The organism is Streptomyces umbrinus (assembly GCF_030817415.1).
Taxonomy (GTDB): domain Bacteria; phylum Actinomycetota; class Actinomycetes; order Streptomycetales; family Streptomycetaceae; genus Streptomyces; species Streptomyces umbrinus_A.
Window position 1 is genome coordinate 7,058,678 of sequence record NZ_JAUSZI010000002.1, and the last position, 12,347, is coordinate 7,071,024.

Below are 12,347 nucleotides of genomic sequence, written 5' to 3' on the forward strand. Positions count from 1 at the left end.
GCGCATCTTAGACGGGACAAGGGGCGTGCTGGTCCGTCTCAGGCATCACCGGAACCCCTAGCGTGTCAAGTGTGAATGAGGCCAAAGGGGGCATCTCAGGGTGGTTGGTACGAGCCGTGCCCTGGCACGCGTGGGTCGTCCTGGGGATCGCGCTCTGTGCCGGGGCGGCCGAGACGTCCCTGCGTACACGGGACGGGGGCATGGACAACGCCATCGTCGTGCGGGCCGCGAAGGCCTGGCTGGCCGGTGGATCCCCGTATGACGATCCGCACTTTCTTTATTTGCCGGGAGCCGTGCTGGCCGCCGTCCCGCAGGCCCTTCTGCCCTGGGCTGTACTGCGTCTTCTCGTCCCCCTCGCCGTCACCGGGGGGCTCGTCGCCGGCTGGGCGTGCGCGCTGCGGCTGTACGGCGTTCCGTGGCGCAGCCGGTTCGCCGTGCTCGGCCTGACCGGGCTCGCCCTCGGGTTCGCGCCCTTCGGGCATCTCGTGCGGCTCGGGAACTGGACCGTCGTCGCGGTCGTGGCCCTGCCGTTCGCCCTGCTCCTCGCGAGCCGGGGGAGATGGGGTGCGGCGGGGATCGTGATCGGTGCCGCGATCGCCGTGAAGCCGCTGCTGGTGCCTCTTTTGCTGCTCTTCGTCTTCGCGCGGCGGTGGCGGGGGCTCGGGGCGGTGGTTCTCGTGTCCGCGGTGGTGTCCGGGGGCGCGGCGCTGTTGATGCCGGACCCTGCGGGGTTCTTCACGCGGACGTTGCCGTTTCTGCTGCATGGGGACGACACGTTCGTACGGCTCTATGAGGCGTCGCCCGCGGCTGTGCTGCCGCGGGTGGGGGTGCCGGAGGGGGTTGCGGTGCTGTTGGCCTGCGGGGCCGCCGGGGTCGGGGTGTGGTGTGCGTATCGGTGCTGGCGGCGGGAGGGGAGGGTCGTGGACACGGGGGTGATGTTGATGCTGTCGGCGTTTCTGGTGTCCAGGCCCTCGTACGACCACTATTTGCTGGTGGTTGTGCCGGTGCTGCTTGCGGGGGTGATGGAGGCGGGGAGCGTGGCTCGGGGGCCGTGGTTCTGGGTGGCACTGGTGCCGCAGGTTCCGGGGCTTGCCCTGCCTTACCTGGAGCCCGTGACCCGGCGGGCTTTTCGGGACTCGCTTACTCTGTGCCTGCTGGCGGGTGCGGTTGCCCTGAGGCTGTTTTCACGGGCACCCGGAGCCAGGGGTGCCCACCAGTCCCGCCCTGCGGGACGCCTGCCCACAGCAGCAGGGGAGGGGCGGGGTCACTCGTTTTGACCCTTCCGGGGCGGCGCGAGTACTCTTGCACTTCGTTATGCGTATCGGCTTGGTCGTTCTCACGCGAGAGGCCCTTACGTAGGTTCCCTGGAGCAGTTACCAGTGGGCGGCATACGGGCAGCGTTCCCGGCACTGTCGTCCCCAGCTGCACGATCGCTTCAGTGATGCCATGTGTCAGGACCCATCCACTGAAGAAGCGAAGGCTACGAAGTGCGTACGTTCAGCCCCAAGCCCGGCGACATCACTCGCCAGTGGTATGTCATTGACGCTCAGGATGTCGTCCTGGGCCGTCTGGCGACCACCGCCGCGACCATCCTCCGGGGCAAGCACAAGCCGATTTACGCCCCCCACGTCGACGCTGGTGACTTCGTCATCATCATCAACGCCGACAAGGTGCACCTCTCCGGCAACAAGAAGACCCAGAAGCTGGCGTACCGCCACTCCGGTTACCCGGGTGGTCTGCGCTCCGTCCGTTACGACGAGCTGCTGGCGAAGAACCCCGAGAAGGCCGTCGAGAAGGCCATCAAGGGCATGATCCCCAAGAACACCCTGGGCCGTCAGGTGCTCTCGAAGCTGAAGGTCTACTCGGGCGACCAGCACCCGCACGCTGCGCAGCAGCCGGTGCCGTTCGAGATCACCCAGGTCGCGCAGTAGTTCCGGCCACCCCCTAAGACGAAAAAGAATCTGAGGAGAATCGTGGCCGAGACCACTGTCGAGCAGCCGGTAGAAGAGACTGAGACCGAGCTCGTCGAGAACGAGAACGTCGAGAGCTACACCACGGAGTCCGAGGTGCCCGTCGAGGGCGAGTACACCTCGGAGTCCCTCGCCGGCCGCTTCGGCGACCCGCAGCCGGCCGCCGGCCTGGGCCGTCGCAAGAACGCCATCGCCCGCGTCCGGATCGTCCCGGGCTCCGGCAAGTGGAAGATCAACGGTCGCACCCTTGAGGACTACTTCCCCAACAAGGTGCACCAGCAGGAAGTCAACGAGCCCTTCAAGGTGCTCGAGCTCGACGACCGCTACGACGTAGTCGCCCGTATCTCGGGTGGCGGCGTCTCCGGTCAGGCCGGTGCCCTGCGCCTCGGCGTGGCCCGCGCGCTGAACGAGGCGGACGTGGACAACAACCGCGGCGCCCTGAAGAAGGCCGGATTCCTCAAGCGTGACGACCGTGCGGTCGAGCGCAAGAAGGCCGGTCTCAAGAAGGCCCGTAAGGCCCCGCAGTACAGCAAGCGCTAAATATCGCTCAGCTGTTCTGCACGAAACGCCCCGGCGGCACGTTCTGTGCCGCCGGGGCGTTCGTTTACCACAACCTTGGAACAGGTCCGGAAGTCTGCCTTGAGACAGGCTTGCAAGGCGGCAGCCTTGCGACGGACCTGGGAGATATACAGGTCCGGGGGATATACCTGACAGGGGTCGTAGCCGGACCCTGACAAGGGCCGCAGCCGGACCCCTGGCCTGAGCCGCACGTTTCTGAGTAAGCCTGAGCAAGTTCGGAGGACACCAGTGGGACGACTCTTCGGGACGGACGGCGTACGCGGTGTCGCCAACGTGGATCTGACGGCCGAGCTCACGCTCGGCCTCTCCGTGGCGGCGGCGCACGTACTGGCCGAAGCGGGAACCTTCGAAGGCCACCGGCCGACGGCGGTGGTCGGCCGGGACCCGCGCGCGTCCGGGGAGTTCCTGGAGGCCGCCGTGGTCGCGGGCCTCGCCAGCGCGGGCGTGGACGTGCTGCGCGTCGGCGTCCTGCCGACCCCCGCGGTGGCGTATCTCACCGGTGCGCTCGGCGCGGACCTCGGTGTGATGCTCTCCGCCAGCCACAACGCGATGCCGGACAACGGCATCAAGTTCTTCGCCCGCGGCGGACACAAGCTCGCCGACGAGCTGGAGGACCGGATCGAGGCCGTCTACGAGGAGCACCGCACCGGCGCTCCCTGGGACCGGCCCACCGGCTCGGGCGTCGGCCGCGTCCGCTCGTACGAGGAGGGCTTCGACCAGTACGTCGCTCATCTCCTCACGGCCGTTCCGAACCGTCTGGACGGTCTGAAGGTCGTCCTGGACGAGGCGCACGGCGCGGCCGCCCGGGTCTCGCCCGAGGCCTTCACCCGCGCCGGCGCCGAGATCGTCACGATCGGCGCCGACCCGGACGGGCTCAACATCAACGACGGGTGCGGTTCCACCCACCTCGGCCTGCTCAAGGCCGCCGTCATCGAGCACGGGGCCGCTCTCGGCATCGCGCACGACGGTGACGCCGACCGGTGCCTCGCCGTGGACCACACGGGCGCCGAGGTCGACGGCGACCAGATCCTCGCCGTGCTCGCGCTCGCGATGCGGGAGCGTTCCGAGCTGCGGTCCGACACCGTGGTCGCGACGGTCATGTCGAACCTCGGGTTCAAGCTGGCCATGGAGCGTGAGGGGCTGTCCCTCGTGCAGACCGGGGTCGGGGACCGGTATGTGCTCGAAGAGATGAAGGAGCACGGGTACGCGCTCGGCGGCGAGCAGTCCGGGCACGTGATCATTCTTGACCACGCGACCACGGGTGACGGGACGTTGACCGGGCTGTTGCTCGCGGCGCGGGTCGCTCAGACCGGTCGTACGCTTCGGGAACTCGCGTCCGTGATGGAGCGGTTGCCGCAGGTTCTCATCAACGTGCCCGATGTCGACCGGTCTCGGGTGGGGACGTCTGCGGAGTTGGCTTCGGCCGTTGCCGAGGCCGAGCGGGAACTCGGGGCCACCGGGCGGGTGTTGTTGCGGCCTTCCGGGACCGAGCCGTTGGTTCGGGTGATGGTCGAGGCGGCGGATATCGACCAGGCTCGGTCTGTGGCTGGGCGGTTGGCTGATGCGGTGAAGTCTGCGCTTGGGTGATCTTTGGGCCGTGTAGGGGGTGGGGGGCTGTGTTGGATGCGGGCTGCGGGTTCGTTGTGGCTGGTCGCGCAGTTCCCCGCGCCCCTAAAAGACTGCGCAGTTCCCCGCGCCCCTAAAAGACTGCGCAGTTCCCCGCGCCCCTGAAGGCCGAAAGACCGGGCCGTTCCCCGTTCCCCGCGCCCCTGAAGGCCGAAAGACTGGGCCGTTCCCCGTTCCCCGCGCCCCTGAAGCCGAAGGGCTGAGCTGTTCCCCGCGTCGCTGAAAGCCAAAAGATTGTGCCGTTCCCCGTGCCCCTCAGCGGTGTCTTGACCAGAGCCATTTCTGGGCCAGGAGGGTCAGTGTTCCTGCCAGGACGATGCCCAGGAGGTTCAGGAGGAGCTGGTTTGTGGAGCCGATGGTCTGGGCGGTGTCTCCGTAGCTGAGGGCCACTGCCGCGTTGGCGGCGGCCGGGACCGTGGTGACGGAGATGGCCACGCCGACCAGGAGGCCCGACTTGGCCGAGGTCAGGGAGAGGGTGCCGGCGATGCCCGCGAGGACCGCCACGACGAACGAGAACGCGTCGGGGGCGTAGACGAAGGCCGTGTTGGGGCGGTCGCCCTCCAACTGAGCCTCGCTGAACAGGCCGAGGCCATCCATGAAGAAGCTGAAGCCGACCGTCACGGCCATCGCCACCGCGAAGCCCACCAGCAGCGCGATCAGGGAGCGCAGGGCCAGGCGCGGGTGACGCTGGACCAGGGCCGTGCTGAAGCCGGCCAGCGGGCCGAACTCCGGACCGACCGCCATCGCGCCCACGATCAGGATCGCGTTGTCGAGGACCACACCGCAGGCCGCGATCATCGTGGCGAGCGTGATGAAGGCGACGTACGTGAACGAGAGCGTCGACTCCTCGTGCGTCGCGTCCGCCAGGTGCTCCCACAGGACCGCGTCCGCGCCCTCGCCGGGCGCGTCGTCCGCCGCCTTGTCGGCGCGGTCCGACAGCGACAGGTCGATGTTCTCGACGGCGATCGAGCCGTGCGTGTCGATCTCCAACTCGCGCAGCCCGCCGATCAGTTCGTCGCCGGCCTCGCGCGCCACGTCGACCATCACGACGTCGCCCGCGGGGTTGCGGGCGGCACCCGGAACGACACACAGGTGCGTGGTGCCGACCGTGTTCTCGATCAGGCGGACCACGGCGTCGGTCCTGTCGGCCGGGGTGATCAGGCGGAGATGCAGCATGCCCCGCAGAGTAGCCGCGGAGGGTGACGGCCAGGGGCAGCGGCCCCGCAGCTCGTCTAGAGCTTGCGCAGGCTCAGTTTCTGCACCTTGTGGTCCGGGCCCTTGCGGACGACGAGGGTGGCGCGGCCGCGGGTCGGGGCCACGTTCTCCAGGAGGTTGACCTTGTTGATGGTCCGCCAGGTCGTCCGTGCGTAGTCGAGGGCCTCCTCCTCGGAGACCTGCGTGTACTTGCGGAAGTACGAGGACGGGTTCTGGAACGCCGTCTCGCGCAGCCTGCGGAAACGGTTCAGGTACCAGCTCTCGATGTCCTCGGCGCGGGCGTCCACGTACACGCTGAAGTCGAAGTAGTCGGCGAGGCCGACGCGGGTGCGGCCGTCCTTGCCGGGCAGGGCGGGCTGCAGGACGTTCAGGCCCTCGACGATCAGGATGTCCGGGCGGCGGACGGTGAGCCGTCTGCCGGGGACGATGTCGTAGATGAGGTGCGAGTAGACGGGGGCCGTCACCTCGTCCTTGCCCGCTTTGATGTCCGCGACGAAACGGGTCAGCGCCCGGCGGTCGTACGACTCCGGGAAGCCCTTCCTCGACATCAGGCCGCGGGCCTGGAGCTCCTTGGTGGGCAGCAGGAAGCCGTCCGTGGTGACCAGTTCCACGCGCGGGTGCTCGGGCCAGCGGGACAGCAGGGCCTGCAGGAGGCGCGCGACGGTGGACTTGCCGACGGCGACCGAGCCCGCGACGCCTATCACGAACGGCGTACCGGACTGGGAGCCCTTCTCGCCGAGGAACGTGTTCAGGGCGCCGCGCAGGCCGTCGGTCGCGCCCACGTAGAGGTTGAGGAGCCGGGAGAGCGGCAGATAGATGTCCCGCACCTCGTCGAGGTCGATGACATCGCCCAGGCCGCGCAGCTTCTCCACCTCCTCGGCGGTCAGCGGAAGCGGCGTCTTCTCACGCAGTGCGCTCCATTCCGAGCGGGTGAGGTCGAGGTAGGGAGTCGCCTCCGGCCTGGGCCGGTGGGCGCTCCGCGGCAACGAGGAGACCGGTGAGATCACAGTTCATTGTTACGGGAGTTTGAACAGGGTGGCGGGTGGAGTCCGTCACGTCGGTGCGTTCTACACGCGTCCGCAGGCGTCCGGAAGTATGGACCGCCCGCTCGTACGGGGATAGCGTCCGCCCATCCGGGAGCGAGCCGCCTTCCGGTGTTCTGGGGGGTTGGGGTGGTCGTCATGGCCGTGCGTTTCCGTGTGCGTGGATTCGGCAGACGCAGACCGGGGCCGGCGGTCGGGGTCGTCCCGTCGGTGGAGCACGAGGGCCGGGTCTGCAGCGAGCTGTCCGTCGACCTGCCGGACGAGGACCTGGGGGAGTACCTCTACGACTGCATCGACCTGTACGAGATGGGCAGCAAGCCGCGCTGCGAGGAGGTCGAGTACCTGGGCATGGTCCAGGAGGCGATCGACCGGATCGAGCGCGGGGAGTAGGGAACAGGGGAGCAGGGCGCTCAGGGTGCTCCGAGCGCCCCGGGCCCTCCGGGCGGGAATTTCCGATATCGGGCACGCGGTGCCGGGGTGGGGCGCGCGTCGGCATCTAGGCTGCCGCCATGTGCGGAATCGTGGGATACGTGGGGTCGCAGTCGGCGCTCGATGTGGTGGTGGCCGGACTGAAGCGGCTGGAGTACCGGGGTTACGACTCGGCGGGCGTCGCGGTGCTCGCGGACGGTGGGATGGCCGCCGCGAAGAAGGCCGGGAAGCTCGCCAATCTGGAGAAGGAGCTGGTCGAGCGGCCGCTGCCGACCGGGTCCACGGGCATCGGGCACACGCGGTGGGCCACCCATGGCGGGCCGACCGACGCGAACGCGCACCCGCATCTCGACAACGCGGGGCGGGTAGCCGTTGTCCACAACGGCATCATCGAGAACTTCGCCGCGCTGCGTGCCGAGTTGGCGGAGCGGGGGCACGAGCTGACCTCCGAGACCGACACCGAGGTCGTCGCGCACCTGCTCGCCGAGGAGTTCTCCGCCTGCGCCGACCTCGCCGAGGCCATGCGGCTGGTGTGCCGGCGGCTGGAGGGGGCGTTCACGCTCGTCGCGGCCCACGCCGACGAACCGGACGCCGTCGTCGGGGCGCGGCGCAACTCGCCGCTCGTGGTCGGGGTCGGGGAGGGCGAGGCCTTTCTCGCCTCCGATGTCGCCGCGTTCATCGCGCACACCCGGTCCGCCATCGAGCTCGGGCAGGACCAGGTGGTCGAGCTGCGGCGGGACGGGGTGAGCGTCACCGGGTTCGACGGGCGGCCCGCCGAGGTGCGGTCGTTCCACGTCGACTGGGACGTCTCCGCCGCCGAGAAGGGCGGCTACGACTACTTCATGCTCAAGGAGATCGCCGAGCAGCCGAAGGCCGTCGCCGACACGCTGCTCGGGCGCATCGACGCGAGCGGGTCGCTTTCCCTCGACGAGGTACGGATCTCTCCGAGTGAGCTGAGGGAGGTCGACAAGGTCGTGGTGGTGGCGTGCGGGACCGCCTTCCACGCCGGGCTGATCGCCAAGTACGCCATCGAGCACTGGACGCGGATCCCGTGCGAGGTGGAACTCGCGAGCGAGTTCCGGTACCGGGATCCGATCCTGGACGCGCGGACGCTGGTGATCGCCATCTCGCAGTCCGGCGAGACCATGGACACGCTCATGGCCCTGCGGCACGCGCGGGAGCAGGGGGCCAGGGTGCTGGCCGTCTGCAACACGAACGGGTCGACGATTCCGCGGGAGTCGGACGCCGTTCTCTACACGCACGCGGGGCCGGAGGTCGCGGTCGCCTCCACCAAGGCGTTCCTCACGCAGCTCGTGGCCTGCTATCTCGTCGCCCTGTATCTGGGGCAGGTACGCGGGACCAAGTGGGGCGACGAGATCCAGGCCGTCGTACGCGACCTGTCGCGGATCTCGTGCGAGGTCGAGCGGGTGCTGGAGACCATGGAGCCGGTGCGGGAGCTGGCCCGGTCGCTCGCCTCGAAGAACACCGTGCTGTTCCTGGGGCGGCATGTGGGGTATCCGGTGGCTCTCGAGGGTGCGCTCAAGCTCAAGGAGCTCGCCTACATGCACGCCGAGGGCTTTGCGGCGGGGGAGTTGAAGCACGGGCCGATCGCTCTGATCGAGGAGGATCTGCCGGTGGTGGTGGTCGTGCCGTCGCCTCGCGGGCGGTCCGTGCTGCACGACAAGATCGTGTCGAACATCCAGGAGATCCGGGCTCGGGGGGCGCGGACGATCGTGATCGCGGAGGAGGGGGACGAGGCGGTCGTTCCTTACGCGGATCACCTGATTCGCATCCCTGCGACGCCGACGCTGCTTCAGCCGTTGGTGGCGACTGTGCCGTTGCAGGTGTTCGCGTGTGAGCTGGCGACCGCCCGGGGCAACGAGGTGGATCAGCCGCGGAATCTGGCGAAGTCGGTGACGGTGGAGTAGGGAGCGTCTTTCAGGGCTTCGATGAAGAGGGTGAAGGCTCCGGTCGGGAAGGTGAGGGTTGCCCTGGCCGGAGTCTTGGAGTCGCGAACGGCTATGAGGGCGGGGGAGTTCGCGATCTCCACGCACTCGTTGCCATCGTCGGGGCCGGAGTAGGACGACTTCCGCCAGTTGTCCATGGGTGCCTCACAGCTCTTTCGCCAGCCGATTGATGAAGTCACGCGACCGCTCGGGATCGAGTGACGCAGCTTCCACCTTACGGAAGCGAGTTCGAAAGGCACTGAGCTGTGCTTCGGAGTCGATGAAGGCCGAGCCATGGGGTACGTCACGCACCACTGTGTCCAGCTTGGCTGCGGGGCCACCCACGTACGTCATGGTGCTGGCGGCTCTGGCGAAGTCGTCCAGGTCGAAGGGGATGACACGCACGGTGATGTTGCCCGCTTCGGAGAGCTCCAGGAGCCTGGCGAGTTGAGCCCGGGAGGCGGCGCGGTTACTGACCCTGATTCGTAGGGCCGACTCGTGGATCACCAACTCGTACGGGACGGTGATCTCCTGGCACGCCATTCGGTGGCGGACGCGCAACTCGAGCTCGTCATCGGTGAGTTCGGGCACCCTGCCCGAAAAGACGCCTCGGGCGTAGTCCTCGGTCTGCAGCAGGCCGGGTACGTACAGGATCGCGACATCGCGCCGGAACGAAGCGTGGTGGTTCAGCTCGGAGAGGTCCAGGAACGATGTGGGCAGCAGGCCCCGGTACTCCTCCCACCAACCGCGTGTCCGGTCGGTCGCCATCGCGACCAGGGCGTCGATGAACTCCCCGTCCGTGCAGGCGTAGTGGGACGCGAGGCGGCGGAGACGCTTCTCGCTCACTCCTGCGAGGGCAGACTCGATGTGGGTGATCTGGGCGGGGCCCACTCCGAGCAGCGCCGCCGCTTGGCGGGCGTTGAGGCCCGCCGCCTCTCGAAGTCTGCGCAACTCGACCGCCAGGCGCATCTGACGTGCTGTTGGCTCGCGCCTCAGGGCCATCGACTGCTCCTTGCTACCAACGCGCCTGTGAGCGCGACTCGTTCGGGGGCCAGATTACGCGATCGGCTTGCAAGACATGAATGAATAGACCTACCGTCAGTGACGCGACGCACACTCTGCGGAATGCCGGGATCCCCGGAAGCGCACCGCCCCGTCCTGCCATGACGGCTGCGGCACAGCCACCGCCCGCTCTCCGCAACCCCCCACCACCCGAACGGAGTTCACGCATGCCTGAAAGCGGATCCGAACCCTGGGAGTACTCCCTCTACATCCCGAACGACCCCCGAGCCGTCACCATCTGCCGCCGTACGCTCCGTCTGATCCTCACCATGCACGGCCTGATCCGCCTCGTCGATGTCGCCGAACTCCTCGCGACGGAGCTGGTCGCCAACGCGGTATGCCACACGAAGGGACCCGCTGCCCTGCGGGTGCGCTGGTCGGCGGGTGTGCTGCGGATCGGGGCGTGGGACGCCGATCCGGAGCCGCCCGAACCGCCGGGGAAACTGGAGCAGCTCGGTGAGGCGGAGGAGGGGCGGGGGCTCGCGCTGGTCCGGGCGTGCTCGGACCTGTGGGGCTGGCAGCCGCTGTCCAGATTCGGCAATCGCGGCAAGTACGTGTGGTGCGAGCTGGCAGCCGTCGCCTGAACGTTTTCTTGCCCCCCGAAAGGGTGAACGCATCCCGATCACCCGGACAACCCATCCCTTGATCAACCTAGGTTGCGCACATGGTCACATCTGCTCACGAGGGCATGCATCGCATCTTTCAGGAGCGCCCCGAGGTCCTGGCTCCCGTGTTCGGCGTGCTGGGTGTTCCCTTATCTGCGAAGGCGACCGTGGACGCCGTCACCACGGACGTGACGGAGACCCGGCCCATGGAACGCCGCGTGGACACGGTGCTGCGCATCGGCCCGTCCGACGGCGAGGACTTCCTGCTCGCCATCGAGTCGCAGTCGGGCAAGGTCACGGGCAAGGAATGGAGTTGGGCGTATTACGTCGCCTACCTTCAGGCGAAGTACGGGCTGCCCGTATTGCTGCTCGTGGTCTGTCAGGACGGTGCCACGGCCAAATGGGCGGCCGGCCCCTTCGACTGCGGCACGCGCGGCTGGACCGCTCTGCGCATCTATCCACTGGTCGCCGGGCCGGACAACCTGCCGGTGATCACCGACGCCAGGACCGTGGAGAGGAACCTCCCACTGGCCGTGCTCTCCGCCCTGGCACACGCCCGCAGCCTCGACTGCGACGCCATACTTGAGGCAATCGGCAGCGCCCTCCAGGAACTCCTGGAAACGGACCCCGAGACCGCCGGGTACTTCTTCGAGTTCCTGGAAGTCACCCTGGGTAAGACCTCAGCCGGACAGAAATGGAAGAGAATCATGTCGTTCGTCAGCTACTTCCCCGGCCGGGGGACGGTCCGTGAGACGGCCTATCTTGAAGGCAGGGCCGAAGAGCGTGCCTCGATGGTCCTGAGCGTCTTGGAGAAGCGCGGGATCCCCGTTCCCGAGGACACACGGGAGCGCATCACCTCGTGCGCTGATCTCGACACCCTCGCCCTCTGGGTCGGCCGCTCCTGGACAGCCACAGCGGCCGAGGACCTGTTCGCCGAGGACCCGGAGGTTCCGGGGATCAGTCCTGAACAGGCCTGAGCGTTGACAGACCTGCAAGAGGAGGTCTCAGGCCTTGCCATGTCGCTCGCGGCGGCCATGGCCTTTGGACTCCCGCCCGAGAAGGGCATGGCGGAACTCCACGGAAGGTTCAAGGAGATCATCAAGGGGGAGGGCCTGTCACCCGGGGAAGTCGCGTATCTGCGGGGCAAGATCGAGAAGTGGCCGCCCGGTTACGCCGAGCAGTGGGCCTCAGGGTATGCCGCAGGCCTGGCGAAGGGGCTGGCCAAGGGAACTCTGGCCGTGCTGGAAGTGCGGCTGCTCTCCATCTCCGACGATGTCCGCGAGCGCATCACCACTTGTACGGACCACGCTCGCCTCGACGACTGGCTCGACCGGGCCGGAACGGTCGAGCGAGCGGAGGACCTGTTCCGGGCGGGTGCGGAGCTTGACCAGGAATAGGGTGCCCGGATGAGCATCATCGGGGTCGGAATCGATGTGGCGGAGATCGACCGGTTCGCGGCGTCGCTGGAGCGGACGCCCGGGATGGCCGAACGGCTGTTTCTGGAGAGCGAGTTGTTGCTGCCGAGTGGGGAGCGCCGGGGTGTCGCCTCCCTCGCCGCCCGCTTCGCCGCGAAGGAGGCGCTGGCCAAGGCGCTGGGCGCGCCGGGGGGGCTGCGCTGGACCGACGCCGAGGTCTGCGTCGAAGACAGCGGGCAGCCCCGGCTCCGCGTGACGGGAACGGTTGCCGCGCGGGCGGCCGAGCTGGGGGTTCGGTCGTGGCATGTGTCGTTGAGCCATGACGCGGGGGTGGCTTCGGCGGTGGTGGTGGCGGAGGGATAGGGCTCCGCCGGGTGCGTTGTTCGTCTGCGGGCCCGTTGTGGCTGAGCGCGCAGTTCCCCGCGCCCCTGAAAAGCCGGGGCTGTACCGCCGCCTT

Annotated in this window: 14 protein-coding genes; 10 read left to right on the forward strand and 4 right to left on the reverse strand. The window is 68.3% G+C overall.

The window, feature by feature from the left end; all coding sequences use genetic code 11:
* Positions 1-71: 71 nt before the first annotated feature.
* The 4 genes from QF035_RS31295 (at position 72) to glmM (ending at position 4,136) form a co-directional block, all read left to right on the forward strand.
* Positions 72-1,277, forward strand: a complete 1,206-nt coding sequence (locus QF035_RS31295; RefSeq protein ID WP_373466756.1) for a glycosyltransferase family 87 protein — start codon at positions 72-74, stop codon at positions 1,275-1,277.
* A gap of 210 nt (positions 1,278-1,487) precedes the next feature.
* Positions 1,488-1,931, forward strand: a complete 444-nt coding sequence (gene rplM / locus QF035_RS31300; RefSeq protein ID WP_307523797.1) for a 50S ribosomal protein L13 — start codon at positions 1,488-1,490, stop codon at positions 1,929-1,931.
* 42 nt (positions 1,932-1,973) lie between these two features.
* Positions 1,974-2,510, forward strand: coding sequence for a 30S ribosomal protein S9 (rpsI, locus tag QF035_RS31305; RefSeq protein WP_266760132.1), 537 nt, complete (start codon positions 1,974-1,976; stop codon positions 2,508-2,510).
* 267 nt (positions 2,511-2,777) lie between these two features.
* Entirely contained in the window at positions 2,778-4,136 is a 1,359-nt protein-coding gene (gene glmM / locus QF035_RS31310) for a phosphoglucosamine mutase (RefSeq protein ID WP_307523798.1), read from the forward strand.
* Between the two features lie 294 nt (positions 4,137-4,430).
* On the opposite strand, the gene QF035_RS31315 is transcribed toward glmM, so the two are convergent.
* Together QF035_RS31315 and coaA are read right to left on the reverse strand one after the other, a co-directional pair.
* On the reverse strand, positions 4,431-5,351 hold the full coding sequence (locus QF035_RS31315) for a DUF389 domain-containing protein (RefSeq protein ID WP_307523799.1): 921 nt from the start codon (positions 5,349-5,351) through the stop codon (positions 4,431-4,433).
* A gap of 56 nt (positions 5,352-5,407) precedes the next feature.
* Complete coding sequence (gene coaA / locus QF035_RS31320; protein ID WP_269650774.1) at positions 5,408-6,397, reverse strand: type I pantothenate kinase; 990 nt, start codon at positions 6,395-6,397, stop codon at positions 5,408-5,410.
* A gap of 174 nt (positions 6,398-6,571) precedes the next feature.
* On the opposite strand from coaA, the gene QF035_RS31325 reads away from it, so the two are divergent.
* Together QF035_RS31325 and glmS are read left to right on the forward strand one after the other, a co-directional pair.
* Complete coding sequence (locus tag QF035_RS31325) at positions 6,572-6,823, forward strand: hypothetical protein (protein WP_307523800.1); 252 nt, start codon at positions 6,572-6,574, stop codon at positions 6,821-6,823.
* 119 nt (positions 6,824-6,942) lie between these two features.
* The gene (gene glmS / locus QF035_RS31330; protein WP_307523801.1) at positions 6,943-8,790 is read left to right on the forward strand and encodes a glutamine--fructose-6-phosphate transaminase (isomerizing); all 1,848 of its coding nucleotides are present in this window, start codon (positions 6,943-6,945) and stop codon (positions 8,788-8,790) included.
* Here glmS and QF035_RS31335 read toward each other — a convergent pair.
* On the reverse strand, positions 8,751-8,966 hold the full coding sequence (locus QF035_RS31335; protein WP_307523802.1) for a DUF397 domain-containing protein: 216 nt from the start codon (positions 8,964-8,966) through the stop codon (positions 8,751-8,753). The genes glmS and QF035_RS31335 overlap by 40 nt on opposite strands.
* A 7-nt stretch (positions 8,967-8,973) precedes the next feature.
* A complete protein-coding gene (locus QF035_RS31340; protein ID WP_307523803.1) occupies positions 8,974-9,810 on the reverse strand; it encodes a helix-turn-helix domain-containing protein in 837 nt (278 codons plus the stop codon).
* Between the two features lie 227 nt (positions 9,811-10,037).
* Between QF035_RS31340 and QF035_RS31345 the strand changes: the two genes are divergently transcribed.
* From QF035_RS31345 to QF035_RS31360, 4 genes are all read left to right on the forward strand, one after another.
* A complete protein-coding gene (locus QF035_RS31345; RefSeq protein ID WP_307523804.1) occupies positions 10,038-10,454 on the forward strand; it encodes an ATP-binding protein in 417 nt (138 codons plus the stop codon).
* 80 nt (positions 10,455-10,534) lie between these two features.
* Positions 10,535-11,452 carry a hypothetical protein gene (locus QF035_RS31350; protein ID WP_307523805.1) on the forward strand — a complete coding sequence of 306 codons (918 nt, stop codon included), beginning with the start codon at positions 10,535-10,537 and terminating at the stop codon, positions 11,450-11,452.
* Between the two features lie 3 nt (positions 11,453-11,455).
* On the forward strand, positions 11,456-11,872 hold the full coding sequence (locus QF035_RS31355) for a hypothetical protein (RefSeq protein WP_307523806.1): 417 nt from the start codon (positions 11,456-11,458) through the stop codon (positions 11,870-11,872).
* A 9-nt stretch (positions 11,873-11,881) separates the two neighbouring features.
* On the forward strand, positions 11,882-12,253 hold the full coding sequence (locus tag QF035_RS31360; RefSeq protein ID WP_307523807.1) for a holo-ACP synthase: 372 nt from the start codon (positions 11,882-11,884) through the stop codon (positions 12,251-12,253).
* Positions 12,254-12,347: the final 94 nt, after the last annotated feature.